This is a genomic window from Mesorhizobium sp. M0159 (assembly GCF_040322295.1).
Classification (GTDB): domain Bacteria; phylum Pseudomonadota; class Alphaproteobacteria; order Rhizobiales; family Rhizobiaceae; genus Mesorhizobium.
This window is the reverse complement of record NZ_JAMYTF010000007.1, coordinates 169,300-193,895: the sequence shown is the minus strand read 5'-3', so window position 1 is coordinate 193,895 and position 24,596 is coordinate 169,300. Positions and strand designations below refer to the sequence as shown.

The 24,596-nt window shown below is 64.1% G+C and carries 27 protein-coding genes and 1 pseudogene; 19 read left to right on the top strand and 9 right to left on the bottom strand.

Annotation, left to right across the window (positions count from 1 at the left end; genetic code table 11):
- Positions 1-55: 55 nt before the first annotated feature.
- Genes NKJ32_RS10365 through NKJ32_RS10355 form a run of 3 tightly spaced genes read left to right on the top strand, consistent with a single transcriptional unit; the run spans position 56 to position 3,181 of the window.
- The gene (locus NKJ32_RS10365) at positions 56-1,624 is read left to right on the top strand and encodes a sugar ABC transporter ATP-binding protein (protein ID WP_502896743.1); all 1,569 of its coding nucleotides are present in this window, start codon (positions 56-58) and stop codon (positions 1,622-1,624) included.
- Positions 1,621-2,637, top strand: coding sequence for an ABC transporter permease (locus NKJ32_RS10360; protein WP_352571364.1), 1,017 nt, complete (start codon positions 1,621-1,623; stop codon positions 2,635-2,637). Before NKJ32_RS10365 ends, NKJ32_RS10360 begins: the two co-directional genes overlap by 4 nt.
- Before the next feature lie 46 nt (positions 2,638-2,683).
- On the top strand, positions 2,684-3,181 hold the full coding sequence (locus tag NKJ32_RS10355) for a GNAT family N-acetyltransferase (RefSeq protein WP_352571366.1): 498 nt from the start codon (positions 2,684-2,686) through the stop codon (positions 3,179-3,181).
- A gap of 376 nt (positions 3,182-3,557) precedes the next feature.
- Here NKJ32_RS10355 and groL read toward each other — a convergent pair whose 3' ends face one another.
- Both groL and NKJ32_RS10345 read right to left on the bottom strand, forming a co-directional pair.
- Positions 3,558-5,189 carry a chaperonin GroEL gene (groL, locus tag NKJ32_RS10350; protein WP_352569187.1) on the bottom strand — a complete coding sequence of 544 codons (1,632 nt, stop codon included), beginning with the start codon at positions 5,187-5,189 and terminating at the stop codon, positions 3,558-3,560.
- Positions 5,190-5,246: 57 nt separating this feature from the next.
- Entirely contained in the window at positions 5,247-5,561 is a 315-nt protein-coding gene (locus tag NKJ32_RS10345) for a co-chaperone GroES (RefSeq protein ID WP_352457303.1), read from the bottom strand.
- Between the two features lie 338 nt (positions 5,562-5,899).
- On the opposite strand from NKJ32_RS10345, the gene NKJ32_RS10340 reads away from it, so the two are divergent.
- On the top strand, positions 5,900-6,169 hold the full coding sequence (locus tag NKJ32_RS10340) for an usg protein (protein ID WP_023718102.1): 270 nt from the start codon (positions 5,900-5,902) through the stop codon (positions 6,167-6,169).
- Between the two features lie 111 nt (positions 6,170-6,280).
- On the opposite strand, the gene NKJ32_RS10335 is transcribed toward NKJ32_RS10340, so the two are convergent.
- Both NKJ32_RS10335 and NKJ32_RS10330 read right to left on the bottom strand, forming a co-directional pair.
- A complete protein-coding gene (locus NKJ32_RS10335; protein ID WP_352569186.1) occupies positions 6,281-6,550 on the bottom strand; it encodes a DUF982 domain-containing protein in 270 nt (89 codons plus the stop codon).
- A gap of 138 nt (positions 6,551-6,688) precedes the next feature.
- The gene (locus NKJ32_RS10330) at positions 6,689-6,901 is read right to left on the bottom strand and encodes a hypothetical protein (protein ID WP_245274651.1); all 213 of its coding nucleotides are present in this window, start codon (positions 6,899-6,901) and stop codon (positions 6,689-6,691) included.
- Between the two features lie 345 nt (positions 6,902-7,246).
- Here NKJ32_RS10330 and NKJ32_RS10325 point away from each other — a divergent pair, with 345 nt between their 5' ends.
- The 9 genes and pseudogenes from NKJ32_RS10325 (at position 7,247) to NKJ32_RS10285 (ending at position 14,930) form a co-directional block, all read left to right on the top strand.
- Positions 7,247-7,714 (top strand): Hsp20 family protein, encoded by a 468-nt coding sequence (locus NKJ32_RS10325; protein WP_352569185.1) that lies wholly within the window; start codon positions 7,247-7,249, stop codon positions 7,712-7,714.
- Between the two features lie 29 nt (positions 7,715-7,743).
- Positions 7,744-8,263, top strand: a pseudogene (locus tag NKJ32_RS10320) (Hsp20/alpha crystallin family protein).
- Positions 8,264-8,326: 63 nt separating this feature from the next.
- Positions 8,327-9,007, top strand: a complete 681-nt coding sequence (locus NKJ32_RS10315; RefSeq protein ID WP_352457308.1) for a hypothetical protein — start codon at positions 8,327-8,329, stop codon at positions 9,005-9,007.
- Positions 9,008-9,113: 106 nt separating this feature from the next.
- Entirely contained in the window at positions 9,114-9,716 is a 603-nt protein-coding gene (locus NKJ32_RS10310; protein WP_352569184.1) for a CDP-alcohol phosphatidyltransferase family protein, read from the top strand.
- Between the two features lie 26 nt (positions 9,717-9,742).
- Positions 9,743-11,530 (top strand): bifunctional alpha/beta hydrolase/class I SAM-dependent methyltransferase, encoded by a 1,788-nt coding sequence (locus NKJ32_RS10305; protein ID WP_352569183.1) that lies wholly within the window; start codon positions 9,743-9,745, stop codon positions 11,528-11,530.
- Between the two features lie 2 nt (positions 11,531-11,532).
- Positions 11,533-12,876, top strand: a complete 1,344-nt coding sequence (locus NKJ32_RS10300; protein WP_352569182.1) for a phosphatase PAP2/dual specificity phosphatase family protein — start codon at positions 11,533-11,535, stop codon at positions 12,874-12,876.
- Positions 12,873-13,301, top strand: a complete 429-nt coding sequence (locus NKJ32_RS10295; RefSeq protein ID WP_352569181.1) for a hypothetical protein — start codon at positions 12,873-12,875, stop codon at positions 13,299-13,301. Before NKJ32_RS10300 ends, NKJ32_RS10295 begins: the two co-directional genes overlap by 4 nt.
- A gap of 8 nt (positions 13,302-13,309) precedes the next feature.
- Positions 13,310-13,972 (top strand): lysophospholipid acyltransferase family protein, encoded by a 663-nt coding sequence (locus tag NKJ32_RS10290; RefSeq protein ID WP_292664595.1) that lies wholly within the window; start codon positions 13,310-13,312, stop codon positions 13,970-13,972.
- A 22-nt stretch (positions 13,973-13,994) separates the two neighbouring features.
- Positions 13,995-14,930 carry a phosphatidate cytidylyltransferase gene (locus NKJ32_RS10285; RefSeq protein ID WP_352569180.1) on the top strand — a complete coding sequence of 312 codons (936 nt, stop codon included), beginning with the start codon at positions 13,995-13,997 and terminating at the stop codon, positions 14,928-14,930.
- 124 nt (positions 14,931-15,054) lie between these two features.
- Here NKJ32_RS10285 and NKJ32_RS10280 read toward each other — a convergent pair whose 3' ends face one another.
- Positions 15,055-17,052, bottom strand: coding sequence for an AI-2E family transporter (locus NKJ32_RS10280; protein ID WP_023675662.1), 1,998 nt, complete (start codon positions 17,050-17,052; stop codon positions 15,055-15,057).
- Between the two features lie 260 nt (positions 17,053-17,312).
- On the opposite strand from NKJ32_RS10280, the gene NKJ32_RS10275 reads away from it, so the two are divergent.
- The 3 genes from NKJ32_RS10275 (at position 17,313) to NKJ32_RS10265 (ending at position 20,376) form a co-directional block, all read left to right on the top strand.
- Entirely contained in the window at positions 17,313-17,609 is a 297-nt protein-coding gene (locus NKJ32_RS10275) for a hypothetical protein (RefSeq protein WP_023675661.1), read from the top strand.
- 382 nt (positions 17,610-17,991) lie between these two features.
- Positions 17,992-18,213 carry an alkylphosphonate utilization protein gene (locus NKJ32_RS10270; protein WP_023675660.1) on the top strand — a complete coding sequence of 74 codons (222 nt, stop codon included), beginning with the start codon at positions 17,992-17,994 and terminating at the stop codon, positions 18,211-18,213.
- Positions 18,214-18,405: 192 nt separating this feature from the next.
- Positions 18,406-20,376 carry an acyltransferase family protein gene (locus NKJ32_RS10265; protein WP_352569179.1) on the top strand — a complete coding sequence of 657 codons (1,971 nt, stop codon included), beginning with the start codon at positions 18,406-18,408 and terminating at the stop codon, positions 20,374-20,376.
- Positions 20,377-20,598: 222 nt separating this feature from the next.
- On the opposite strand, the gene NKJ32_RS10260 is transcribed toward NKJ32_RS10265, so the two are convergent.
- Positions 20,599-20,877: a hypothetical protein gene (locus NKJ32_RS10260; RefSeq protein WP_502901086.1), complete on the bottom strand. Its 279-nt coding sequence runs from the start codon at positions 20,875-20,877 to the stop codon at positions 20,599-20,601.
- A 274-nt stretch (positions 20,878-21,151) separates the two neighbouring features.
- On the opposite strand from NKJ32_RS10260, the gene NKJ32_RS10255 reads away from it, so the two are divergent.
- Positions 21,152-21,415: a hypothetical protein gene (locus tag NKJ32_RS10255; protein WP_245274650.1), complete on the top strand. Its 264-nt coding sequence runs from the start codon at positions 21,152-21,154 to the stop codon at positions 21,413-21,415.
- Between the two features lie 223 nt (positions 21,416-21,638).
- A complete protein-coding gene (locus tag NKJ32_RS10250; RefSeq protein ID WP_023675656.1) occupies positions 21,639-21,944 on the top strand; it encodes a hypothetical protein in 306 nt (101 codons plus the stop codon).
- A gap of 44 nt (positions 21,945-21,988) precedes the next feature.
- Here NKJ32_RS10250 and NKJ32_RS10245 read toward each other — a convergent pair whose 3' ends face one another.
- The 3 genes from NKJ32_RS10245 to NKJ32_RS10235 all read right to left on the bottom strand — a co-directional run bounded on the left by NKJ32_RS10245 (position 21,989) and on the right by NKJ32_RS10235 (position 23,759).
- On the bottom strand, positions 21,989-22,594 hold the full coding sequence (locus NKJ32_RS10245; RefSeq protein ID WP_352569177.1) for a DUF6456 domain-containing protein: 606 nt from the start codon (positions 22,592-22,594) through the stop codon (positions 21,989-21,991).
- A gap of 61 nt (positions 22,595-22,655) precedes the next feature.
- Positions 22,656-23,291: a high mobility group family protein gene (locus NKJ32_RS10240; RefSeq protein WP_352569176.1), complete on the bottom strand. Its 636-nt coding sequence runs from the start codon at positions 23,289-23,291 to the stop codon at positions 22,656-22,658.
- A gap of 69 nt (positions 23,292-23,360) precedes the next feature.
- A complete protein-coding gene (locus NKJ32_RS10235) occupies positions 23,361-23,759 on the bottom strand; it encodes a hypothetical protein (protein WP_352569175.1) in 399 nt (132 codons plus the stop codon).
- An 82-nt stretch (positions 23,760-23,841) separates the two neighbouring features.
- On the opposite strand from NKJ32_RS10235, the gene NKJ32_RS10230 reads away from it, so the two are divergent.
- Positions 23,842-24,537 carry an XRE family transcriptional regulator gene (locus tag NKJ32_RS10230; protein ID WP_352457320.1) on the top strand — a complete coding sequence of 232 codons (696 nt, stop codon included), beginning with the start codon at positions 23,842-23,844 and terminating at the stop codon, positions 24,535-24,537.
- Positions 24,538-24,596 lie beyond the last annotated feature (59 nt).

Genomic DNA, 24,596 nt, shown 5'->3' with positions numbered 1-24,596 from the left:
GGGGGGCGCTGCCCCGCCAGCCTTGCGTGACAACCGAATGATCGAGGAGCAAACTTTGCCCAAGGCAGCCGCCATCGCGCCCTCTCCCGCCCTGCTCACCGTCGAGGGCGTGACCAAGCGCTTTGCCGGCGTCACCGCGCTGAACGACGTTTCGCTCGAAGTCCGCCCCGGCGAGATACTCGGCCTGCTCGGCGAGAACGGCGCCGGCAAATCGACGCTGCTCAAGATCCTGTCCGGCGTGATGCCGCCGTCCAGTGGTCGCATCGTCTTCGACGGTGTCGAATTCAATCCGCACAATCCGCAGGATGCCAAGCGCCACGGCATCGTCACCATCTACCAGGAACTGAGCCTGATCCCCACGCTGACCGTGGCGGAGAATATTTTCATCGGCCGCGCGCCGCTCGGCCGGTTCGGGCTGGTGAGTTGGCGGCGAATGGAGCAAGATTCGCGCGCGATCATCGCCCGCGTCGGTCTCGACCTCGACCCGGCGACGCCGGTTTCCGCATTGTCGGTGGCCGAGCAGCAGCTGGTCGAGATCGCCCGCGCGCTATCGCTGAAGAGCCGCTTGATCATCATGGACGAGCCGACCTCGGCGCTGACCGAAACCGAAGTGCACAGGCTGATGTCGATCATGGACCGGCTGCGCAAGGATGGCGTCGCCATCATGTTCGTCACCCACCGGCTAGAGGAGGCATCGGCGATCTGCGACCGCATGACGGTGCTGCGCGACGGCAGGCTGGCCGGCCATCTCGACCGCGAAGGCGGGCCGATCAGGTTGCCGAAGATCATCGAGAAGATGGTCGGCCGTGCCGCTTCCGAGCTCTATGCCAGGCCGACGCAGCGCGATGTCGCCGGCGACGTCCGGCTCTCGGTGCGCGGCCTGCGCACGGTGCGCGATCCGCAGGCGCCGCACGCCATCGTGCTCGAAGGCGTCGATCTCGACCTCAAGGCGGGCGAAATCCTCGGCGTCGCCGGGCTCGTCGGCTCCGGCCGCACCGAGCTCGCCCGCGCCATCTTCGGCGCCGACCGCATTGCAGCCGGCACCATCATGCTCGACGGCAAGCCGATCGCGCCCGCCTCACCCGCCGACGCCATCGAGCTCGGCATCGGGCTGGTTCCGGAAGACCGCAAGCACCAGGCAATCTTCGCAGCACTCGCCATCCTCACCAATTTCTCGATCGCCGCGCTCGACCGCTACTCCAATGTCGGCTTCATGGCCGAGCGGCGAGAGCGCGAGGCGTTGGCGAACTACAGGAAGACGCTGTCGATCCGCATGGCCTCGCCCGAGCAGGCGATCGAGGGACTGTCCGGTGGCAACCAGCAGAAGGTCATCCTTGCCCGCTGGCTGGCACGCGATCCCAAGGTGCTGATCGTCGATGAACCGACGCGTGGTGTCGATGTCGGCGCCAAGGCGGAGGTGCACCAGATCCTGGTAGAGCTCGCGGCACGCGGCATCGCCATCATGATGATCTCGTCCGAGCTGCCCGAAGTGCTTGCGGTGTCGGACAGGATCGTCACCATGCGGCGCGGGCGCATTACCGGCGAGATGCCCGGCATCGAGGCGACCGAGGAGAAACTGATGGAACTGATGGCGCTCGACCAGAAGCAGGAAGCAACGCAATGACCAGCACGACCGAACGAAGCCAGCGCGGCGGCGTCAATCTTGCGCGCCTGCTGATGAGCTTCGGCCCGCTGATGTTCCTGGCGTTGCTGATTGTCGTCTTCACCGTGCTGAAGCCGAGCTTCATCGACCCGATCAACCTGTTCAACATCATGCGCCAGATCTCGATCACCGGGCTGATCGCGCTCGGCATGACCTTCGTCATCCTGACGGCCGGTATCGATCTGTCGGTCGGCTCGCTGCTCGCCTTCTGCGGCATGGTCGCGGCGGTGGTGGCCAAAGGCGGCACCGCCAACACGCTGTCGCTGTCGACGTCTGGCACGCAAGGCTACGGCTGGTTCGCCGCCCTTCTCGCCGCCGTCGTCGTCGGCGCCATGGCCGGCGGCGTCCAGGGTTTTGCCATCACCAGGCTGAAAGTGCCGCCCTTCGTCGTCACGCTCGGCGGCCTCACCGTGTTTCGCGGCCTGACCTTGACGATTTCCAATGGCGGCCCGATCTCCGGCTTCGACGCCTCGATGCGCTGGTTCGGTACCGGCCTGATCGGCCCGGTGCCGGTGCCGGCGATCATCTTCGCGATTGCCGCGATCCTTTGCCATATCGTGCTGCGCTACACACGTTACGGCCGCGCGGTCTATGCCGTCGGCGGCAATGCCGAGGCGGCACGGCTCTCCGGCCTGCGTGTCGACCGCATCCTGATCTCGGTCTACATCATCGTCGGCTTCTTCGCCGGCCTTGCCGCCTTCGTTTTGTCGGCGCGGCTCAACTCCTCCGAAGCCGTCGCCGGCATCGGCTACGAGTTGACGGTGATCTCGGCGGTCGTTATCGGCGGCACCTCGCTGTTCGGCGGCATCGGCAGCGTCGGCGGCACGGTGGTCGGTGCAGGACTGATCGGCGTCTTGCAGAACGGGCTGCAGTTCAACAACGTCTCGTCCTACACGCAAAGCATCGTCATCGGCCTGATCCTCATCCTCGCGGTGGCCTTCGATCGCTGGCTGAAATCGCGGGTGAGGCGGTGATGGCGGAGCGAACGCTGGGATGCCGTAAACTGCCCGGGAGGTGCCAATGACCCAGATAAGAACCATGACCGAACAGGACGTTCCGGCGGTGTCGCGGCTGCTTGGAGGGTCCTGGCGCTACACCTATTCGCCGATCCTGGGTGCCGAGACCACGGCGCGGCTGTCGGATGAGAGGCACGCGCCGGAGCGGCTGGCGGCCGAGCTCAGGGACGACAGCAAGATGTCCTTCGTCGCCGAGCGGGCTGACGGCTCGCTCGCCGGTTATGCGATGGCCGCGATGGACGACAAAGGCGAGGTCATGCTCGAGCGGCTCCATATAGACAAAAGCGAGTACGGCACCGGCCTTGCCGCCGACCTGCTGCATGCCGTTCTTGCCGCGCATGCGGGTATTCCCAGCATCGCCCTGGAAGTGATCGAGGGCAACGACCGCGCAATCGCCTTCTATCGCAAGCACGGCTTCGAGGTCGTCGAGCGCCGGCCGGCTGCACACGGCGTGGGCGGCCACGCCTCGCTGATCATGCGCCGGCTGCTACCACGGGCTTAGCAAGCGAAAGCGGCTGAGCGCGTAATCTCCCCCCTTGAGGGGGAGATGTCCGGCAGGACAGAGGGGGGCGCCTCGCGTGAAGCGCCAACCTTCTCTTTCGTCCCACAGGGCGTCGCGCCAGGACGTACCGACCCTCTCTGTCGCCTTCGGCGACATCTCTCCCTCAAGGGGGAGATTGGCGACTTCTCCGACCGCTCAGACCGGCGTTGACGCGCTGTGCGCGCGTTGCCCAGTCGGCAACCGTCGCGCCAGCAACGCTCTCGCCGGCAACCATCCCGCTCGTCTGCGGCGCAAGCAGGTCGTTGCGGCGGGCGAGGGCGACGAAGGCGGACACGGTCCATCTGCCGTTTCGAAGTCGCGCTTTGGAAGCCTGGCCTTAGAAGTCCATGCCGCCACCGCCGGGCATCGGAGGCATGGGCGTTTCCTTCTTCGGCTTCTCGGCCACCATCGCCTCGGTCGTCACCAGCAGGCCGGCAACAGAGGCGGCACCCTGCAGGGCAGTGCGTACGACCTTGGCCGGGTCGATGACGCCTTGACTGTAGAGGTCGCCGAACTCGTTGGTCTGCGCGTTCCAGCCATAGCCGAAATCGGCCGTCTCGCGCAGCTTGCCGACGATGATCGAACCTTCGGCGCCGGCATTTTCGGCGATCTGGCGCACCGGGGCCTCGATCGCGCGACGCACGATCTCGACGCCGGTCTTCTGGTCCGGATTGTCGACCTCGATATTGTCGAGCGCCTTCGCCGCCCTCAGCAGCGCCACGCCACCGCCGGGCAGGATACCTTCCTCGACCGCCGCGCGTGTGGCGTGCATTGCATCGTCGACGCGATCCTTGCGCTCCTTGACCTCGATTTCGGTCGAGCCGCCGACACGGATGACGGCGACACCGCCTGCGAGCTTGGCCAACCGCTCCTGCAGCTTCTCGCGGTCGTAGTCGGAGGTGGTTTCCTCGACCTGCGCCTTGATCTGGCTGACGCGCGCCTGGATTTCATCCTTGCGGCCGGCGCCGTCGACGATGGTGGTGTTTTCCTTCTCGATCAGCACCTTCTTGGCGCGGCCGAGCATCTCCAGTGTGACGTTCTCGAGCTTGATGCCGAGGTCTTCCGAGATCGCCGTGCCGCCGGTCAGGATGGCAATGTCTTCGAGCATGGCCTTGCGGCGGTCACCAAAACCCGGCGCCTTGACAGCTGCAACCTTCAGGCCACCGCGCAGCTTGTTGACGACAAGCGTCGCCAGCGCCTCGCCTTCGACGTCCTCGGCAATGATCAGCAGCGGCTTGCCGGATTGCACGGCGGCTTCGAGCACGGGAAGCATGGCCTGGAGGTTGGAGAGCTTCTTCTCGTGGATCAGCACATAGGGTTCTTCGAGTTCGACGCGCATCTTGTCCTGGTTGGTGATGAAATAAGGCGAGAGATAGCCACGGTCGAACTGCATGCCTTCGACCACTTCCAACTCGGTCTCGGCGGTCTTGGCTTCTTCGACAGTGATGACGCCCTCATTGCCAACCCTTTCCATCGCCTCGGCGAGGAAGCGGCCGATCTCGGCATCGCCATTGGCAGAGACGGCGCCGACCTGGGCGATTTCGTCGTTCCTGGTCACCTTGCGGGCATTGGATTTCAGGTCGGCGACGACGGCGTCGACCGCCTTGTCGATGCCGCGTTTCAGGTCCATCGGGTTCATGCCGGCAGCGACGGCCTTGGCCCCTTCCCTGACGATGGCCTGAGCAAGAATCGTCGCGGTCGTGGTGCCGTCGCCGGCGGTATCGCTGGTCTTCGAGGCGACCTCGCGCACCATCTGCGCGCCCATGTTCTCGAACTTGTCCTCAAGCTCGATCTCTTTCGCCACCGTCACGCCGTCCTTGGTGATGCGCGGCGCGCCGAACGATTTGTCCAAGACAACGTTGCGGCCCTTGGGACCGAGCGTCACCTTCACCGCATTGGCAAGGATATCGACGCCGCGCAACATCTTCTCGCGGGCTTCGGTATGAAATTTCACATCTTTGGCAGCCATTGGAACACTCCTCGATAGGCAGCTTTTCGTTGACTGGAATGCTTGTTCAGGCCCCGCTCAGGCAGCCTTCTTCATTTCGCCCGTGGCTTCGATCACGCCCAGCACGTCGCTCTCTTTCATGATGAGCAGATCCTCGCCATTGAGTTTGATCTCGGTGCCGGACCATTTGCCGAACAAAATGCGGTCGCCGACCTTGACGTCGAGCGGCTGCAACTGGCCGCTGTCGTCGCGCGCGCCGGGGCCGGCGGCAATGACCTCGCCCTCCTGCGGCTTCTCCTTGGCGGTGTCGGGGATGATGATGCCGCCCGCTGTCTTTTCGTCGACCTCGATGCGGCGGACTAGGATGCGGTCATGCAATGGACGGAACGCCATGTCGTTCTCCTCTCGGGACAAACAGATTTTCGAACATCCTCCTGACCGGACCGGCAATATCGGCCCGGCACGGGGTGCGCGACCCCTTCATCAGGCATCGCGCGCATACGAACTAGTCGCGCTTTTTTCAGCTTTCAAGAGGATAATGCAAAAATTTTAGCACTCGACGCCTGAGAGTGCCAATACGCTGTAATTGTTCGCACATTCGCCGTTTCCGGCGCGATGACCCGGCCGGATTTCCAAATCTGTCCGTCTCCTGAGCCGCTTGCGGCGGCTGGAACCTATGTGGAAGGCGAGGCGTTTTGCAGACCGAGGTTCATTGGGAAAGGAAGGATTGCATGACCAGCAGGGACTTTCAGCTCCAGATGCAAGGGTTTGGCCTCACCACGGCGGAGATCCACTACCGTCTGCCCGACCATCGAAGCCTGCTTCAGCTCTATATCTGGCAGGAATACGATATCGCCCCTGATTTCCCGACGCTGAAGCATTTCCTCGATTTCTGGGAGCGCGAGATCGAAGGCCCGCTGCATTCGGTGCGCGTCGCCCATCATCACCTGATCCAGCCCTCCGAATGGCGGGCCGTAAACGGCATTATTACCGTCCACTGAGGAGCAACCCGATCAGCCGCTAGACAGCGGACAAAGTCTCCGAAGCGGGGGAGAGAGGTAGCTAACTCTCCCCCACTTGTTTTGGGTCTCACAATGTCGGAGGGGTCCGGGCTAGCCGGCGTGGTCGACAGGCTTGCGGGCCGATGCGAGCAATCCAGCCTTGCGCGCCGCCCTGACGAAGGCCTTGCGCGCATCACGCGCGGTGCGCCAGCCGTCGAGCGCGTCGCGGCAGGTCCGATAGGCGGCGCGCCAACTCCGGCCGCGTGCACGGTCCGGCCACTGCTGGCGCATGCATTCGATAGCTTCCCAACTGCTGGCGACCTTGCGCTCGCTGGATTGGAATTTCAACGTGATTGGCTCGGCAAAGCGGACGTCGTCCATCACTTCCTCCTTGTTTTCTGATCGTCTTCTTGTTTGAGCAAGCAACGTTATGCTGGCAGGCACCGGCGGCCGGCCGGCGCCGCTGAAGGACATGGTTCGTCTCTCTGCGCGGTTCAAGAGCATCGCGGCAACAGCCGGTTATTCCTCCTCGTCGGGCCCTTGCAGCAGTTCGATCAGCGTCGCTACTCTTGCCGTCGGCAGCGGTCGGCCCTCGTTCACCAACGCCTCGTCGGCGGCGATCCAGGCCAGGGCCTCGCGCAATTCCTGGACCGTCCCGTCCGTCGCCGCAATGTCGGCGATCACGGCTTCGTCGACCGGGCCCAGCACAGAAATGATCTCGTCGCGTGTCATGGTCAGCTCCATCTGCGAGTGCCGGGAACGGGCCCGGCAACACAAGAAATCTGGGTCTTGACCTGCTGCAGACAATAACCGGCCGGGGAAGTCAGCGTTGGCGATTGAAACCAAACAGGCAATCTCCTGCCGGACATCTCGCCGCAAAAAGGGGGATTGGCAGCCTCGCCGAGCCGACCGAAAACCGGCCCGAAAAACCGGCAAAGCGAAAGCCACCGGGTCTTGACTTGCGGCGGACAATAACCAGATCGAAGGCACCGGTCGCCGAAATGGGGCCGGCGAAGCCAGGGAGCGCCAGCTCTTTGGCGCTCCTCGTATCTATGTTGCTCGATGGAGGATGTAGCTATGAGAACCGCATTCGACTTTTCCCCGCTCTATCGGTCGAGCATCGGCTTCGACCGCGTCTTCAACCTGCTGGAAAATGCGCCGCAGGCTTTCGACGCCTGGCCGCCCTATGACATCGCGCGCAGCGGCGAGAACAACTACCGCATCACTATCGCCGTAGCCGGGTTTTCCGAGGACGACCTCGAAATCACCCATGAACCCAACCTCCTGATTGTCTCCGGCCAGCACAAGGAGCCGGACAACGCGGAGTATCTGCATCATGGCCTCGCCACACGGCCCTTTACCCGCCGTTTCGAGCTTGCCGATCACGTCAAGGTCGCAGGCGCCTCGCTCGACAACGGCCTGCTCAGCATCGATCTGGTACGTGAGGTGCCCGAGGAGATGAAGCCTCGGCGCATCGCCATCGCGACCGATGTCGCCTCGCCGAAGACCGGGCCGAAGGTCGCGCAGGTCGAGCAGGCTGCCTGAATGCACCAGTCGAGAAAGGAGACTATGCAATGGCTATTCGTGATCTCATTCCCTGGGGCCGGGAGAACAATCAGGCCCCAGCCTGTTCCGTGACGCCGATCGCGATCCCTTCCTGACGCTGCATCGCGAAATGAACCGCCTGTTCGACGAGGCGTTCCGCGGCTTCGACACGCGGCTGCCGTCGCTCGGTGGCCTCTCCGCGGCCAGCGCCAGCTGGCCCAGTATCGACATCGCCGATGGCGAAAAGGAGATCCGCGTCACCGCCGAGATCCCCGGCATGGACGCGAAAGATGTCGAGCTGCTGCTCGATGACGGCGTGCTGACGCTGCGCGGCGAGAAGCGCGAAGAGACCGAGGACAAGGACAGGCAGTTCTCCGACGCTTCTATGGCCGTTTCGAGCGGCGTATCCCGCTCGGCTACGAAGTCGACGAAGACAAGGTGAACGCCGCGTTCCGGAACGGTGTGCTCAGCGTGACGCTGCCCAAGACGGAGCGCGCCCAGGCCAAGGCCAAGCGTATCGCCATCAGCGGCGGCGACGGCAAGTCCTGACGGCTCGTAGGACGACACCCCCTCTGCCTGCCGGTTCCGGCGGGCAGAAGCGGGCAAATGTCGATGACCCGTTCTCCCGACGCTCCGGTTCCGCCTGACCAGGCGCAGCACGCCCTGCAGTGCCTGACGACCGAGCATTTCGTCCTGCAAAACGCTCGCGCCGCGACCATTCAGGAAGCGAACCAGAGAGCCGATCTGTTCCTGACCTCGGTCTCGAGCGCAACGATTGCCTTGTCCTTCGTCGCGCAGGTCACGGAGATGGGCAGGCCGTTCGTGTTGTTCAGCCTGATCTTGCTGCCTTGCCTTTTCTTCATCGGACTGGTCACCTTCGTGCGCGCGGTGCAGGTTGCCATCGAGGACATGGTGCATGCCCGCGGCATGGCCAGGATCCGCCACTATTTCGTCGAACTGGCGCCCGTCCTGCAAAGATACCTCGTCAATTCCACGCATGACGACCCCTCGGCGGTGCTGGTCGACAAAGGTCTCAGACCCTCGCCGCTGCAATATTTCATGACCACCGCGGGGATGGTGGGCACGATCAATGGCGCCATTGCCGGCGTCTTCACCGGCATCGTTGTAAAGTCTGCGTTTGGCGGGGGCATGACGCCCGGCGTGATTTGCGGGCTGCTGGTCTTCGCCGCATGCATTCTCATCCTGCGGCGTTACCATAGTCGCGCCTGGGCGGCGGCCGAACAAAGTTTGCCCGCCCTGTTCCCGGGCGACACGGTCAAAGCGAGGACATAGCCGTCCGGCAAGTTTGCGGAAAGTGATGGGCGCCGCCCTTGCGCCTTGCGCGCCAATTGACCATCCTCGCCAAGATCACTTTGCACCGCGGCCGGGGGGTTCGCACATGCCGACGCTTTATGCGCTGAAACCGGCCTTCCAGGCCAGGTTGCGGCCGCTTGCCGACGGACTGGCCAGAGCCGGCGTCACCGCCAACCAGATCACGTTGCTGGCCGCTGCCCTCTCGCTCGCCACCGGCCTTGTGGTGGCAGCCCTTGCCGGCCACCGCGTGGTCTTTCTGCTGATGCCGCTCGTGCTGTTTACGCGAATGGCGCTGAATGCGATCGACGGTATGCTCGCGAGGGAACATGGCCAGGCCTCGAAGCTCGGCATGTATCTCAACGAGCTCTGCGATGTTGTCTCCGATCTCGCTTTGATCCTGGCCTTTGCCGTCATTTTTCCTGCCTGGGGCGTCGTTGCATTTGCGATCGCGGCTATGATCACGGAGTTCGCCGGCGTGCTCGGCATCGCCGCAGGAACCGGGCGCAACTATGCCGGCCCGTTCGGCAAAAGCGACCGGGCGCTGGCGCTCGGCATCCTCGCCGTGCTTATCGCGTCCGGCCTGTGGGTCCCGGCGCTCACGCCGCTCGTGTTTCCGGCCATGGCTACACTCTCGCTGGCGACCGCCATCAACCGGATACACAGCGGCCTTAACGGGAGCGGCAGCTGAATTCCGGTCTCGCCAGGGAGAACAACATGCTTCACCAACAGACGGTTGCGGCAGTGGCTTCAGCCAATATCGAGCGGGTGGCGCAGGAGCGCAGCTTCAAGAGCCATGACGGCACCGAGATCTTCTATCGCTATTGGCCGGCTCTGTCGGAAAACCGCAAGGGCGCCATCCTGCTGTTCCATCGCGGCCACGAGCATGGCGGCCGCATGGCGCATCTGGTCGACGAGCTCGAGATGCCCGACCACGCCTTCTATGCCTCGGACGCGCGCGGCAATGGCCGCTCCGCCGGCGAACGCGGCTATGCGCCGTCGTTTGCCGCGCTGGTGCGCGACATCGATTGTTTTGTGCGCGAGATTGGCAGCGACGGCTTTGCCCGGCCCGACATCGCGCTGATCGCGCAATCCTTCGGCGCCGTGCTTGCCGCCGCCTGGGTGCACGATTACGCGCCCGACATTCGCGCCCTGGTGCTGGCCTCGCCGGCCTTCTCGGTCAAGCTCTACGTGCCCTTCGCGAAGCAAGGCATTGCGTTGTGGCAGAAGCTGAAGGGCCGCTTCTTCGTCAATTCCTACGTCAAGGCGAAATTCCTGACGCATGACCCCGAGCGCATCGCCTCCTTCGACGCCGACCCGCTGATCACCCGGCCGATCGCCTCCAACATCCTGGTCGAGCTCTACGACCATGCCGCGCGCATCGTCGCCGACGCCCGCGCGATCACCGTGCCGACACAGCTTCTGATCTCCGGCAGCGACTGGGTGGTGCGCCATGGACCGCAGCACGAGTTTTTCGTCAATCTGGCGAGCCCGGCCAAGGAGCGGCACGTGCTGCCCGGCTTCTTCCACGACACGCTGGGCGAGCGCGACCGCCACAAGGCACTCGACCTGATCAGGCCTTTCCTCGAAAGGCAGTTCACAGCGCCGGAAAAGCCGGTCGACCTGACCGGGGCCGACCGTGCCGGCTACACACGCGACGAGGCCGACCGACTGGCCTCGCCGCTGCCGCTGCTGTCGCCCAAAGGTCTCTACTGGGCAATCAGCCGCGCCTCGATCCGCATGGGCGCCTGGCTGTCGTCCGGCATGAAGACGGGGATCGCCACCGGCTTCGATTCCGGCTCGACGCTCGACTATGTCTACGAGAACGAGGCGCGCGGCATCAGCCCCATCGGCCGCATGATCGACCGCACCTTTCTCGATGCCATCGGCTGGCGCGGCATCCGCCAGCGCAAGCTGCATCTGGAAGAGCTGATCGGCAGCGCCGCCGCCTCGCTCAAGGCCGCCGGCCGGCCGGTCCATATCGTCGATATCGCCGCCGGCCATGGCCGCTATGTGCTCGATGCCGTGCAGAAATGCGCCGCGCCGCCGGCAAGCGTACGGCTGCAGGATTTCTCCGAGCTCAACGTCTCGCACGGCCGCAAGCTGATCGCCGAGCGCCAGCTGCCGGCGACCGTCTCGTTCCATCAAGGTGACGCCTTCGACGCCACGATGCTGGCCGGGCTCGACCCGGCGCCGGATCTCGCCATCGTCTCGGGGCTCTACGAATTGTTTTCCGACAATGCCATGATCGCCCGCTCGCTCGGTGGACTGGCCAGCGCCATGCAGCCCGGAAGCCTGCTCGTCTACACCAACCAGCCTTGGCATCCGCAGCTCGAGATGATCGCGCGCAGCCTGACCTCGCACCGCGGCGGCCAGGCCTGGGTGATGCGCCGCCGCACGCAGGCCGAGATGGACCAGCTGGTGGCGGCCGCCGGTTTCGAGAAACTCGACCAGCGCATCGACCAGTGGGGCATCTTCACCGTTTCGGTCGCGCGGCGCGTCTGAACATGGACTTGCCTGCTTCTGCCGTTCCTCGCGATGCCCCTGCCCTTCCGGCCTTGCCGCGCGAGCCGTATCCCGGGATAGTCCTGCGCGCCGCATTGTGGCTGTCATTTCTGGCGCCGTTCTTCTACGCCACCTACGGCTTCGCCAATTGGCTGGCGTCGCGGCGCGACGATATCGGCAGCATCGTCTTCGGCTGGGAGCATGGCATCCCGTTCCTTGCCTGGACGATCGTGCCCTACTGGTCGATCAACCTGTTCTATGGCTTGTCGTTGCTGTTGAACAATTCGAAGAGCGGCGTCGACCGCCTTGCCGGCCGCTATCTGACGGCGCAGATCGTCGCCGTCGCCTGCTTCATCCTGTTCCCGCTGACTGCGACGTTCGTGCGCCCGCAGACGAGCGGCCCGCCCGGCTTCATGTTCGCCGTGCTCGGCGGCTTCGACAAACCCTTCAACCAGGCGCCGTCGCTGCATATTGCGCTGCTGGTCATCATCTGGGACCATTGGCGTCACAGATTGACCGGCATCGCCGGCGTCGCCTGGCATGCCTGGTGTTTCCTGATCGGCGCCTCGGTGCTGACGACGTGGCAGCACCATTTCATCGACATTCCGACCGGCGCGCTGCTCGGCCTTTTCGCGCTGTGGCTGTTTCCGCGCGACGGCGCCTTGCCTTTCGCCGGCTTCCGCCTGACCGCGGACCCGAAAGCGCGGCTTCTGGCGCTGTTCTATGCGCTTGGCGCAGCCTTTGCGCTGGCCGGCGCCGCTGCCGGGGCATTGGTCTCGGCGCTATGGCTCATCCTGTTGTGGCCGGCACTGGCGCTGGCCATAGTCGCTTTCGCCTATGCCGGCGCCGGCGCCACGGTGTTCCAGAAAACAGCCGATGGCCGCGTGTCGCTGGCCAGCCGTCTTCTGCTGTGGCCCTACCGGGTTGCCGCCAAGGTCAATGTGTGGGCATGGACGCGAAAGCTTCCGGCGCAGATCGTCATTGCCGACGGTGTTTCCCTTGGCCGTTTTCCGACCGCCGCCGAGGCCGACGCCTTCGGCACGGTGATCGACCTTGCCGGCGAATTGGAAAGGCCGCGTGGCGCCTCGATCCACTGGTTGAGCCTGCCCATGGTCGACCTTTTGCCGCCGTCTCGCGAGGCACGTGCGCAAGCGGTGGCGGCGATCGAGACGGCGCAGAGCCAGGGCACGGTGCTGATCTGCTGTGCGCTCGGCTTCCAACGCAGCGCCGCCGTCGTCGCCGAATGGCTGGTCGCCAGCGGCCGGGCCGCCACGCCGGATCAGGCGCGAGGCCAGCTCGCCGCCGCGGGCCGGCCTGTGCATCTTGGCATGGATGCGGCGACATGACCGCCTTTCGAGATAAGGCCGAGACGTTCGCCGCCGGACTGATGGTGCAGGTGGCGTGGCCGCTGCTGTTGATTGCTGCTGCCTTGCTGGCGGCGCCGGTCATCGGCCTGGCGGCTGCGCCGCAAACATCGTCGCTGTCCGCGGCGGCCTGGCTGATCGCCGCCGCGGGTGCCATAGCCACAATTATTCTCTCGGCCCTGCTTTTGTTCGACGCGCTGCTGTTCCGGCTGATGGCCAGCCACGCCAGCGAGGCAGGCGGCGGTGCGGCGATCGACGACGTGCTGGCGCGCATGCGGCTGAAACCCACGGCGGCAGGCGGCCGCTCGCTCGACCAGCGGATGGCCGGCACGCGCCGTCTGCTCGCCAAGCAGCGTATCGCATTTGGCCTGTTCGCGGCGGCCTCGGTCGTCGCGGCATTCTTTTGAGCCCGTCCATGACAAAGCTTCGCGTCAGCACCTATACCCTGCTGCAGACGGTGACCTCGGTCGGCCTGTCGGCACTGGCCTGGGTGGTCACCGGAGTGCGGCCGATCTGGAACGGCAGCCAGCCATCGGACCGGCAGCGCATCTACTTCGCCAACCATGCCAGCCACGGCGATTTCATTCTGCTGTCGGCCTGCCTCAGCGAGAAGGAGCGCGCCCGTACCCATGCGGTGGCGGCCGCCGATTATTGGGGCAAGACGCGGCTGCGCCGTTTCATTGCGGAGGACATGCTGTCTTCCGTGCTGATCCACCGGCAGTGGACGGATGAAACGCAGCACCCGATCTCGATCATGCTGTCGGTGCTCGACCAGGGCCATTCGCTGATCCTGTTTCCCGAAGGCACGCGCAACATGACCGACGAACCGCTGCTGCCGTTCCGCTCCGGCCTCTACAATCTGTCGATGGCGCGGCCCGATGTCGAGCTCATCCCGTGCTGGATCGAGAACATGTCGCGGGTGCTGCCCAAGGGCCAATTCGTGCCGGTGCCGCTGCTTTGCCGCGTCGTCTTCGGCGCGCCGATCGCCATTCAACCGGGTGAGGAACGCCGCGCCTTTCTCGACCGCGCCCGCGAAACGCTGCTGGCGCTCAACCCCCGGCCGCAGCGAGACGATTGAGGACCAAGGCAAAATGCTACCGATGATGCACGAAACCCTCATTCTGATTGTCGGCCTGCTGGCGGTGCTGATCAGTGCCAGCGTCGTCGCCGGTGTCTTGTCATGGCGCGCGCCAAAGCCGTTGTCGCCGACGCTGGTCAACCTCACCCAGCGCATCAATGCCTGGTGGGTGATGGTGGTGGCGATCACCGTTGCCTTCTTCTTCGGCCGCCCCGGCATGACCATCCTGTTCGCGCTGATTTCGTTCGCCGCGTTGCGCGAATTCGTGACGCTGACGCACAGCCGCCGCAGCGACCACTGGGTGCTGCTCGGCATGTTCGGCATCGTCATCCCGTTCCAGTACTGGTTGGTGTGGACCGCCTGGTACGGCCTGTTCACCATCTTCATCCCGGTCTACTGCTTCCTGCTGATGCCGGCGATCACCGCGCTGCACGGCGACACCGAACGCTTTCTCGAGCGCGTCTCGGCGCAGCAATGGGCGGTGATGATTTCGGTCTACTGCGTCAGCCACGTGCCGGCGCTGCTGACGCTCGAGGTGCCAGGCTTCGAAGGCCGCAACCTGTTGCTGATCGCTTTCCTGATCATCACCGTGCAAGGCAGCGACGTGCTGCAATATATTTTCGGCAAGCTGTTCGGCCGGGATCTCCTGGCGCCGACGGTCTCGCCGTCGAAGACTTGGGAGGGGCTGGTCGGCGGGCTGGCGGCGTCGAGCCTGCTCGGCGCGCTACTGTCGTTCCTGACGCCGTTCTCGCCGCTGCAGGCAGCCGGCGTCGCCTTCATCGCCTGCCTGATGGGCTTCCTTGGCGGGCTGGTCGCCTCCGCCATCAAGCGCGATCAAGGCGTCAAGGACTGGGGCCATCTGATCGAAGGCCACGGCGGCATGATGGACCGTGCCGACAGCCTGGTCTTCGCCGCCCCGGTCTTCTTCCATACGGTGCGCTATTTCTGGACTGTATGAAGGTTGGCGCCGTTTGCCGCGGCGGACGGTTCAGCGCGACCTTGCGAAGATAACCTGATCCGTTTCGTTGTTACCACTTTCGCGAAAGCGGTAATAACCCGACCTGCCGCAGTCTTCGCCGCGCTCATTTTGCCGCGGCGAGCGGCTCTTTCTTGCGCGCCGGCGTCAGGCGGCGCATGCGGCGTTTGGCGGTGGTCTTCAGCGCCACCGGCGCAGCGCTGGACAACGCACCGAGCACCGCGCCTACCATGCCATGTGCGACGAAATCGGCGTTGATCTCGTTGGCCAATCTGGCATCTGCCTCCTGGTTGTCGCTGTCGGCTTCCGACCACAACACGATGCCCACTCGCAACCTTGGTTTGGCGCGTTTCAGCCGACGGACCAGGAACCGCCCGTGCTTGACGGAATCCCGGTTCAAAAATCCGACGACGACAGTATCGACGGCGTCGAGCTCAAGGCGGCGAATGCTCCCCGGTTCCATCTCGGCGAAGCTCGCTCTCAACACCGTAGCGCCCTGGACTTCGAGCACCTGCGCCAGCATGGCGGCAGCCGCGTCGTCGAGTTCGCCGCGCCCTCCGGCGCACAGCACCGACATGCCCGTGCCATCCGGCAGTTCGGTGTCTTCCTCGCCCTGAACCTCCCCCTGAACGTGCTTGTCCTCGCGTGAGCCGTGGTCCTCGGCCGCGGCCGTGTCGTCCGCTTCCGCCTCCTCCTGCGCGCTGTCGTCGAGGTTCGCCACCATCGTCAGCGCGCTGCCCGCGACCTGCTGTCTTTGCTCATCGCTCAACACACCACGCACCCGGTCCTGCTCGCCGAGCAGAAGTGCGGGAATCGCGACCTTGTCGTAGAACTCGACCAGATATTCTTCCTCCAGCATCTCCTCGGCATGGTCCGTCGCTTCCTCGGGATCGCCGGCCAACAGCCGCTGGTAAAGCCGGGCGTGCGGTTCGAGCACGGGTTCGTTGCCGAACAGAACGTCGAGGAATTCGAACTGCGGCACATGGCGGCCGAGCACGACGAGGCAGACCGTGAGCGGCGTCGACAGAACCAGGCCCAATGGCCCCCAAAGCCAGGTCCAGAAGATCGCCGCAACGATGATGGCCAATGGCGACAGCCCGGTGCGCGAGCCGTAGAGCCAAGGTTCGATCACGTTGCCGGTGATCAGTTCCACCACGACGAAAAGCCCTGCAGTCCAGAGCACGAGCGACCAGCCGGGCGCCACGGCCAGCGCCAGGAACAGAGGCAACAGCGTCGCTATGACCGGGCCGATATAGGGAACGAAGCGCAGCGCCAGCGCCAGCAAGCCCCACAGCAATGGATTGGGTATGCCCAGCAGCCAAAGTCCGATGGCAATCGGGACGGCATAGACGATGTTCACGACCAGTTGCATGAGCAGATAGCGGCCGACGCGCTTGCCGGCATCCTGCAGCGCCTCGGTGGTTCGATGCAGATCGCCATAGCCGACGAGGCGTATGAAGCGATCGCGCAGGTCCTCCCGCTCGAGCAGCATGAATATGACGACCACGACGATCAGTCCGGCCGATGCCAGCGGGCTCAGCAGCGGGCCGATCAGATTCTGGAGAACCTCGAGCGGTCGTTCGCGCGCGACGATTTCGACCGGGATCGGTTCCCGCGGAGGCTGATCGGCGGCGGGTTGTGCGGGCTCGGGTCTGTCGAGCTCCTGGCCGACGCGTTCGATCACCCGGCTCAATCTGGAAACGATGCCGCCGCCGACGCCGGTTTCCTTGAGCGACCGGACCTTGGTCAGGATATTCGCCTGGTAAAGCGGAATGTTCTGCGCCAGTTCACTGACCTGCGTGGCGACGATGAAGGAGAACAGAGCCAGCACCGTGAATGCGCCGAGCACACTGGCGATCACGGCAGGAAGACGCGGAATGCCGGCTCGCTTGAGTGCCGACACCATGGGCACGAGCGCAAAGGTAAGCAGCAGCGCGATTGCGATCGGCAGAAAGACCTCGCGCCCGAAATAGAGCGCCGCGACGGCCGTCACGACCGACGCTACGCTGGGCAACGATGTGCGCGGAAGCGCCCTGGCCGCGGAAACAATGCCCGCCCGCCGGGGCTCCGACAGGTGCGCGTCGTTTCGACGATTTGCCGCCACTTGATACCTCCGCCCCGCCGTCGCCATGATCGGGCATATTGAGCCGGCGTGCAACTTCGCAGCGTCTCACCCAGCTGGACGCCGATTGCCCTGGTCGGCAGCGCGGCAAATTCAGTCATGGTAGAATTTTTTGCATTAATGACGTCACGGGCAATCCTGTTCCATGTCTGCGCCAGAACGTGGAACTTTTGGGTCAAAACACCGTTCCTTCGTAGATCGCTGATGGACAACCTCAAAGCAGCAGCTCAGGAGGAATGATCATGAACATCAAGACGCTTTGCATGGGCGCGATGGCGCTTTCGATGATGACCGGCGCAGCGCTTGCCGCCGGTGCCACTGGCACTTCGGCGCTCGACGATCCGCAGAAAATGAACCCCTTCTTCACCGACGCCGGCATGAAGACCATGAAGTCGGAAGCCGAATTCAAGGCGGCATGGATGGCCATGTCCACGAGCGACCGAGCCATGATGTTGAAGGAATGCAGCGACGCAGGCATTGCCACGATGCATGCCGACTTCTGCAAGATGGCCAACCAGCTCGGTGGCGCCAACAAGTGATCGTTGCCAATTGAAATAACGCACCAAGCGAAAGGGCGGGCAGGTCTGTCACTGCGACCTTCCTGTCCGCACGGGCGGGCGCTCATCTATTTGAACTCGTGCCGGAATATCCGCGTAAAAGGCCACGACTTCGATTGCCGTGGCGCCATTGGCATGGCTTGGCCGGAGCGCATGTCGCGAAGCGGCAATGCCACTACCGCCCAGGGGGTCCCAGTCTGCTCACAATCCGGGTTTTCCGGTCGGCCGTCCGCCTGGCATTAGCGGTCGGCACGCTTGGTTACCGGCACGCTGCCCCCGGCACGCTTGACCTCGCCGCCAACCGTGGGATAGGCCGGGTAATGAGCCAACCACCTCCGCACCGGAGTCCCACGAAAGACCTGCCATGACCGACGCGATCATAAGAGACAGCAATGGCACGGCGCTGCACGAGGGCGACTCCGTGACCCTGATCAAGGATCTCAAGGTCAAAGGCACGTCGGAGACGATCAAGCGCGGCACGCTGGTGAAGAATATTCGCCTCACCGGCAATCCCGGCGAGATCGAATGCAGCACCAGGCAGGTGAAGGGCCTGGTGCTGAAGACCGAGTTTTTGAAAAAGGCGTGATCGCCTCGGCACCCTTCGCTTCGCTTCCATATCAGTCGCTCTCGAATCGCTCATGTGAGTGAATCGCCCACGCGAGGAACTGGAGGAGCCGCGCCCTCCCCCTATGTTGCACTGCGTTAGATTTGTTGCATTGCAATATCGTCGCATCGGGTCGAGCCTCTGCGAGGTGGGCATTCCTTGCATGAGGTGATTGTGTCGGCATCATTTCGGCCTGACATCGAAGGGCTGCGCGCGCTGGCGGTGGCGGGTGTCATCGCCTTCCATTTTGGTCTGTCCGGCCTGCCCGGCGGCTTTGCCGGCGTCGACATCTTCTTCGTCATCTCCGGCTATCTGATCACCCGTCACCTGGTTACGGAAATCACCGAGACCGGGCGGCTGAACCTCTGGCGCTTCTACGCCCGGCGCGCCCGGCGCCTGTTGCCGGCGGCACTGTTCGTCATCCTCGCCACGCTGTTCACGGGTTACTTCATCCTGTCGCCGGAGGAACAGGCGCTTTATTCGAAAGGCGCCATGTTCGCCTCCGCCTACATGATCAACCTTTGGCTGATCCGCTGGTCGTTCGACTATTTCGCCGCCGACGCCACCAACAACCCGTTCATCCACTTCTGGTCGCTCTCGGTCGAGGAACAGTTCTATTTGGCATGGCCGGCGCTGCTTCTCGCCGCCGCTTGGCTGCGTCCCGGCAAGCGCGCCGCTATAATCGTCATCGGCGTCGCCGGCGCGGCCTCCTTCGCCGCCTGCGCCTGGCTGACGGAAGTGTCGCAGCCCTGGGCGTTCTATTTCTCGCCGCTCAGGGCCTGGGAATTCGCCGCCGGCGGCCTCGCGACCATGGCGCCGGCAAAGATCTGGCGCGACCGGCCGCTGCTGGCCACGCTCCAGGCATGCCTCGGTCTGGCACTGATCGCCTGGGCCTATCTGATGCTGGACGAAGACTCGCCGTTTCCCGGGGTGAATGCGCTGGCGCCTGTTGCCGGCACCGTGCTGCTGCTGCTCAGCGGCAGCGGCGGCCGCAATCTGGCGAGCGCCGTGCTGGCGCTGCCGCCCATGCAATGGTTGGGCCGGCTGTCCTATTCGCTCTATCTCTGGCACTGGCCGGTCATCGTCTATGCGGCGATGGTGGTTCCCAGCCTGTCCATCCTGGACCGCCTTGCCTGCGCGGCGCTGACGCTGCTTCTATCGATGTTCACCTATCATTTCATCGAGAACCCGATCCGCCGCAACGGCTGGCTGATGGCCGGAGCAGCGCGGGCGCTGGTGCCCGCCGTCGCGCTGACCGGCGCCGGCGTGGTCGCGGCCTATGGCAATGCGCGCTTTGCCGAGCACAATCTCAGCCCCGAACAGCACGTCATCGCCGACAGCGCCGCCCAGCTCTCCACCGTGCGCGCGACCAATGGCGGCTGCGTGCTCGATTTCGAGACCGTCAAGCCGAAGCCCTGCATGTTCGGCCGCAAGGATGCCCAGCGCTCGGTCGTGCTGTTCGGCGACTCGCATGCCGACCATTGGTCGACGCCGCTGATCAAGGCGGCCGAGAAGAACAATTTTCGCGTCGTCACCTTTCTCAAATCCTCCTGCCGGGCTTCGCGGGTGACGACCTGGAACTGGCGGCTGAAGCGCGACTACACCGAATGCGATCAATGGCGCGAGCAGTCGGTCAAGGACATCATCGCGCTCCACCCGCAACTGGTGGTGATCTCGGAGTTCTCGATCGGAAATGTGATGAAAGAATCGCCCGAGGAGTTGAAGCACGCCGATTGGCAAGCGCAGTGGCGGACCGGCCTCAGCTGGACGCTTCAAGCCTTCAGCCAGGCCGGCATCAAGGTCGCGGTCATCAGGGACGTTCCCTACAATGCAAGCTACGCCGACAAATGCGTGGCGCGGGCGCTGTGGCGGGGCCAGACGCCCGCGACATGCGACACGCCGAGGATCATGGCGGCAAACGACGACATCGCCACCATCGAGCGCGATATCGTGCGCTCGACACCGAACGCTGCTTACATCGACATGACCGACCGCTTTTGCGACCAGACCACCTGCCATGTCTTCATCGACGGCAAACTAGCCTTCCGCGACCGCCACCACTTGGCGACGCCCTTCGCCGAAACGCTGGAACCGGCAGTGGAGCGGGCGCTGTTTTCGGATGTGATGGCGGCGGCCGTAAAGTAACGGTTCCGGATCTTGTCGGATCACGACCCAGCCCTCGGCAAGCAACCATGCGGGGGTCAGCTAAGGATAAGACCCGCCAGGAAAACCGTAAGGATAAGCGACAGCGGAACTGCAAGAAGGCAGCACAGCTCGAAAGCTCGCCAAGAAGTCATTGGGCGCTTTTCCATGTTGGCCTCCTCCCTCAACGGCCAGACCGAGACGGCAGTTCCGCTTAGATAGTGCTCACCCCCACCACTCATCATGCAATTGGCGCAACTCGTTCCGCTTCCTGGTCATCCATCGTGCACGCGCCAGATGTGTCGCCCACGCCCGGAAAGCCCTCTCCTGCTCCTGCTCCGGATCAATGTGCAGAACGATGCGGGCGACCTCACGCCAATCGGTCCCTTCAGCCGACGCGTCGAGCAGCCGGATATAAGTAAGCATGCGATCTTCGTCATAACCGGTCGGCACTGAAGACGTCGGCGCTGCGTTCGCGATATGAGAGTTTGGCGGCTTTGGCATTGCGACCTACCAGCAATGGCGCACCGTAGCAGCCTATAAAGAAGCCCGCGCCCTTTGATCGGAGGATGCGCCGATCGAGATTCGCCTCGACGGTCGGCAAATGGCGGCCTCAGGCGGAGTTCACCGCCCAGCTGGGCTCACGCCTCACCACGTCGTGATCGGGTCGAGGCAATCTATCTATTTTAGTGGAACCTAATTTAGTCGACGCAATTATGCGTGCGTGAGAAAGCGTGAAATCCAGACCGTCACTGAAAGCCGGCTATCGCGAGATCAGTTGGCCGATGATCCAGTGATTGCAGTCGATTTGACGGAACGGATATTACAGGCGGCCGACAACGACAGGATTGTCTGCCTCGTTGTGGCAACGGAGCAACTGGAAACCGACCGCATCGAGAAAGCGGAGCCTAAGGAGACCAGGATTGCCACAAGCTTCGTCCGGGACTTTGAGGTAATGCTGCTTGTTCTTTATGCGGCCTACGCCCTCGCTGTGCTGGGTGCGACCGCGTTCGTTTTGCTGGAATTGGGCCATGTTCTGTAGGCAGACGTCGGCAAAAGACGGGACTGACGCGCGATTGCCGCTGTTTGATGAGAGGAGCGGCCACGCTGCGTCGACGATCCGACCCCGGCGCAGCCAGCGGCGTTTTCGCGCCAGCAGGCGCTAAACTTCGGGCCCGTCCGTTCCTTACATCTTGCCAATCTATGGAACGAGGCTGCCCCTCGGGGGTTTTTCTATTAGAGGGACGTTAAAGAAGGAGGTAGCTATGAAGAAGCTCCTGCTTGCCTCGGTGATCGCCATCGCCTCGGCGGCTTCCGTGATCGGCCCGGCGAATGCCGGCGGCAGCGTCACGATCGGCATCGGCAACGGCTATGACGACGACTATTATTATCGCCACCATCGATATTCCGATTACGACGATGAGTACGTCCCCCGTTACCGCTATGATGTCTACGACGAGGACTACAGGCCGCGCTACCGGTACCACCACCGGCGCTGCCACACCGAAGTCATCAAGCACTGGCGTCATCACCACCGGATTATCGAAAGAATCCGTGTCTGCCGTCGTTGACGGATCGATCCGGCCGGTATTGCCGGCCGGATCGGCGGGGCTTCTCACCTCGGCTTGCGCATCAGCATCATGCCGTAATGCACGGCCAATATGTCGAGCCCGATCTTGAGTAGTTTCACCACCACGTCGCGCGGCTCGCCGGCCTGTTCGGCCAGGCTCTTGACCGTTGCGTCGGCACAGCAGACCTTTTGCACGATGCCGGCGATCTCCCAATGGACAAGCGCCCTGGTTGCCTCGGCATGGTCGCGGCCGGCGGACAGGATGTGTTCGGCGACGCCGCTGCCGGTACGGCCGCCGTCGACGCGCTCGGCCCAAGCCATCGGCTTGGCGGTTGCCTCGGACGAGTTGCGGAAATCCTGGCGGTAGCGCATGCCCGCCTCGCGCTGCTGGCGCGACAGCGAGGTGAGGCCGCTCAGCGGGTCGACGTTGCGCACCCGCACGATGCCGCCGGTCGCTGTGTGGCCGTCATTGGAAACCTCATAGAGGCGCGCGCCCTCCTGCGTCCCCTTGGCCAGCCGCTTGCGGCCGAACCTGTCGTCCTTCAGCGCGAAATCATGGCCGATCTCCTTGCGGATGCGCACCTGCTCGGCCTCGCCTTTCGGCAATCGCGGCGGCCTGGCTTTGATCTTCTGGACGGTTTTGGTGCTCATCGGCTCGGTCCTCCTGGGTTTTGGTCGTCGGGCTCTGGCGAACTTCCGTCATCCAACGGGCTCAAATCGCTTCGGCCGGCAGCGTGCGCAGGAAGCGCGCCGCGTGATAGGCGCAGTAGCTTTTTGATGGGTTCGTGCGCAGTCCGCAGCACAGCATGTCCAAACCGGGCCGGCTGCCGGGGGCATCGTTTTCCGCATCCTCCTGCAGCGTCGTGTCGAGCGGCGCGCGGCAGCGCTCGAACAGGCAATCGATGAAGCGCATGGCAACGAAATGCGGCTGGCGACCGCCGGCGGCGATCGGGCGCGGCGCCGGCATTTCGAGCGGCGCGCCATCAGACCCGGTGATCCGAGCCGGACCCGGCTGCCAGGCCGGCGGCGCCAGCCTGGCCGACAGCCTTGCCGGGCGGCAGCGTGGCTCGGCCTTCGGAGCCGACTCCGCTTGATCAGCAGTGCTTGATGGCTCAGGCGCCGAATTTCCGAGCCGGCCGCCAGAGCGTCGGCCACACCAGCCTTTGGATCTGGCAAGGCCGATGGCGCGCAGACGGGCGGTGCGGTGGACGATGCCGATGATGGCCGCGCGCGAGGCCGGGCGGCCGCGCAGCGCGGTCAACCGGGTGGCGATCTTCGCGGCCGACAGCCCGCTCATCAGCCAGTTCTCGATTTGTTCCAGTTCCGAGGCGGAATAGCGGGCGGCCATGATGTTTCATTTCCTGCAAAAATGGTTGTGTGCGGCGCCGGCTTCGCCGGCCTCAGGCTCGAAAGCCGGTCAGCCTTCGCGTGGTCTGCTGCGATCGAGCTTCATCTCGGCCGCCTGCCTTGTTGCGCCGGACACTGCCTTGCCCGTCCGCTCGTCGAAGGCGATGACCGCGCCGTCTTCGGTGCGGGTGCAGGAAACTGCGGCATCCGCATTGCCGGCCGGCAGGTAATTCGTGGCCGGAGCCGTGAGGGGAACGGCTCCGGCCGTTCCGGCCGCTTGCGCTGCCGGATCCGAGGCGCGAGCCTCGGGCATCGTCCCGGCCGGGGAGGAGGACAGCCGCGACGAAGGGGAAAGGTTTGGCACATGCATGGCCTTGGCGACCGGTTGTGGTACCGCCTCCAGGAGAGCGCTGCCGGCGCGCTGAAGGGCGGATTCGAGGACCGAAAGCTGGTGAAGCGACTTGTGCATGACCGTATAAGAGCATAACTCAATCAATTATGCAAGCGAGTCTTGCATAGACGAAACCGATTCTTATGCCTCAGATGGAGCCATGGCGAAAACTGCACTGTCGATCAAGGTCGGAGCGGCGATCCGCCGGGCGCGCAAGCAGCGCGGCCTGGTGATGCGCCACATTGCCGAGCACAACGACACCGACGTCGCTGCCGTCGGCAATTGGGAAACCGGGCGCAACCTGCCCAAGACCGAGAACCTTTTGAAGACCGCCGCGTTCCTGCGCGTCGACCCGGTGGCACTCGGCAAGGGCGAGGTCGTTTTCCTCGAAGATGCCGGACCGGTCGCCGATGCCGAGATCGTCACCGATCCCGGCCCCCTGCCCGCCGGGCCGATGGACATCCAGCTTCTCGGCACCGCCGTCGGCGGCGACGATGGCGACTTCACCTTCAACGGCCAGCCGGCCGGCTATGTCCAGCGGCCGCCGGGGATCCGGCATCTGCGCAACGTGTTTGCGCTGCACGTGCTGAGCGATTCGATGGTGCCGCGCTACGAGCCCGGCGAGATGATCTATTGCGGCGGCCGCGAAGCGTTGCCCGGCGACCATGTGGTGATCGAGACCCTGCCCGAGGAGAACGAGCAAAACGGCAAGGCCTTCATCAAGAAGCTGGTCAAGCGCACCGCCGCCGAGCTGATCGTCGAGCAGTACAACCCGCCCAAGACGCTGTCCTTCAACCGCTACGCCATCAAGAACGTCTTCCGCGTCATCCCGCTCAAGGAATTGCTGGGGTATTGAGGGCTTGTTGCCTTCTCCCCTTGTGGGAGAAGGTGGATCGGCGCACAGCGCCGAGCCGG

What these genes read in the sequence shown, in the direction of transcription:
- NKJ32_RS10340 (WP_023718102.1), top strand. Translation starts at nt 5,900, where the DNA reads ATGACCAGCAGGGACTTTCAGCTCCAGATGCAAGGGTTTGGCCTCACC.
- NKJ32_RS10345 (WP_352457303.1), bottom strand. Translation starts at nt 5,561, where the DNA reads ATGGCGTTCCGTCCATTGCATGACCGCATCCTAGTCCGCCGCATCGAG.
- NKJ32_RS10275 (WP_023675661.1), top strand. Translation starts at nt 17,313, where the DNA reads ATGAACATCAAGACGCTTTGCATGGGCGCGATGGCGCTTTCGATGATG.
- NKJ32_RS10315 (WP_352457308.1), top strand. Translation starts at nt 8,327, where the DNA reads ATGACCCGTTCTCCCGACGCTCCGGTTCCGCCTGACCAGGCGCAGCAC.
- NKJ32_RS10335 (WP_352569186.1), bottom strand. Translation starts at nt 6,550, where the DNA reads ATGGACGACGTCCGCTTTGCCGAGCCAATCACGTTGAAATTCCAATCC.
- NKJ32_RS10285 (WP_352569180.1), top strand. Translation starts at nt 13,995, where the DNA reads ATGATGCACGAAACCCTCATTCTGATTGTCGGCCTGCTGGCGGTGCTG.
- NKJ32_RS10325 (WP_352569185.1), top strand. Translation starts at nt 7,247, where the DNA reads ATGAGAACCGCATTCGACTTTTCCCCGCTCTATCGGTCGAGCATCGGC.
- NKJ32_RS10330 (WP_245274651.1), bottom strand. Translation starts at nt 6,901, where the DNA reads ATGACACGCGACGAGATCATTTCTGTGCTGGGCCCGGTCGACGAAGCC.
- NKJ32_RS10270 (WP_023675660.1), top strand. Translation starts at nt 17,992, where the DNA reads ATGACCGACGCGATCATAAGAGACAGCAATGGCACGGCGCTGCACGAG.
- NKJ32_RS10250 (WP_023675656.1), top strand. Translation starts at nt 21,639, where the DNA reads ATGAAGAAGCTCCTGCTTGCCTCGGTGATCGCCATCGCCTCGGCGGCT.
- NKJ32_RS10295 (WP_352569181.1), top strand. Translation starts at nt 12,873, where the DNA reads ATGACCGCCTTTCGAGATAAGGCCGAGACGTTCGCCGCCGGACTGATG.
- NKJ32_RS10240 (WP_352569176.1), bottom strand. Translation starts at nt 23,291, where the DNA reads ATGGCCGCCCGCTATTCCGCCTCGGAACTGGAACAAATCGAGAACTGG.
- NKJ32_RS10310 (WP_352569184.1), top strand. Translation starts at nt 9,114, where the DNA reads ATGCCGACGCTTTATGCGCTGAAACCGGCCTTCCAGGCCAGGTTGCGG.
- NKJ32_RS10260 (WP_502901086.1), bottom strand. Translation starts at nt 20,877, where the DNA reads ATGCCAAAGCCGCCAAACTCTCATATCGCGAACGCAGCGCCGACGTCT.
- NKJ32_RS10290 (WP_292664595.1), top strand. Translation starts at nt 13,310, where the DNA reads ATGACAAAGCTTCGCGTCAGCACCTATACCCTGCTGCAGACGGTGACC.
- NKJ32_RS10245 (WP_352569177.1), bottom strand. Translation starts at nt 22,594, where the DNA reads ATGAGCACCAAAACCGTCCAGAAGATCAAAGCCAGGCCGCCGCGATTG.
- NKJ32_RS10230 (WP_352457320.1), top strand. Translation starts at nt 23,842, where the DNA reads ATGGCGAAAACTGCACTGTCGATCAAGGTCGGAGCGGCGATCCGCCGG.
- NKJ32_RS10300 (WP_352569182.1), top strand. Translation starts at nt 11,533, where the DNA reads ATGGACTTGCCTGCTTCTGCCGTTCCTCGCGATGCCCCTGCCCTTCCG.
- NKJ32_RS10355 (WP_352571366.1), top strand. Translation starts at nt 2,684, where the DNA reads ATGACCCAGATAAGAACCATGACCGAACAGGACGTTCCGGCGGTGTCG.
- NKJ32_RS10235 (WP_352569175.1), bottom strand. Translation starts at nt 23,759, where the DNA reads ATGCACAAGTCGCTTCACCAGCTTTCGGTCCTCGAATCCGCCCTTCAG.
- groL (WP_352569187.1), bottom strand. Translation starts at nt 5,189, where the DNA reads ATGGCTGCCAAAGATGTGAAATTTCATACCGAAGCCCGCGAGAAGATG.
- NKJ32_RS10305 (WP_352569183.1), top strand. Translation starts at nt 9,743, where the DNA reads ATGCTTCACCAACAGACGGTTGCGGCAGTGGCTTCAGCCAATATCGAG.
- NKJ32_RS10360 (WP_352571364.1), top strand. Translation starts at nt 1,621, where the DNA reads ATGACCAGCACGACCGAACGAAGCCAGCGCGGCGGCGTCAATCTTGCG.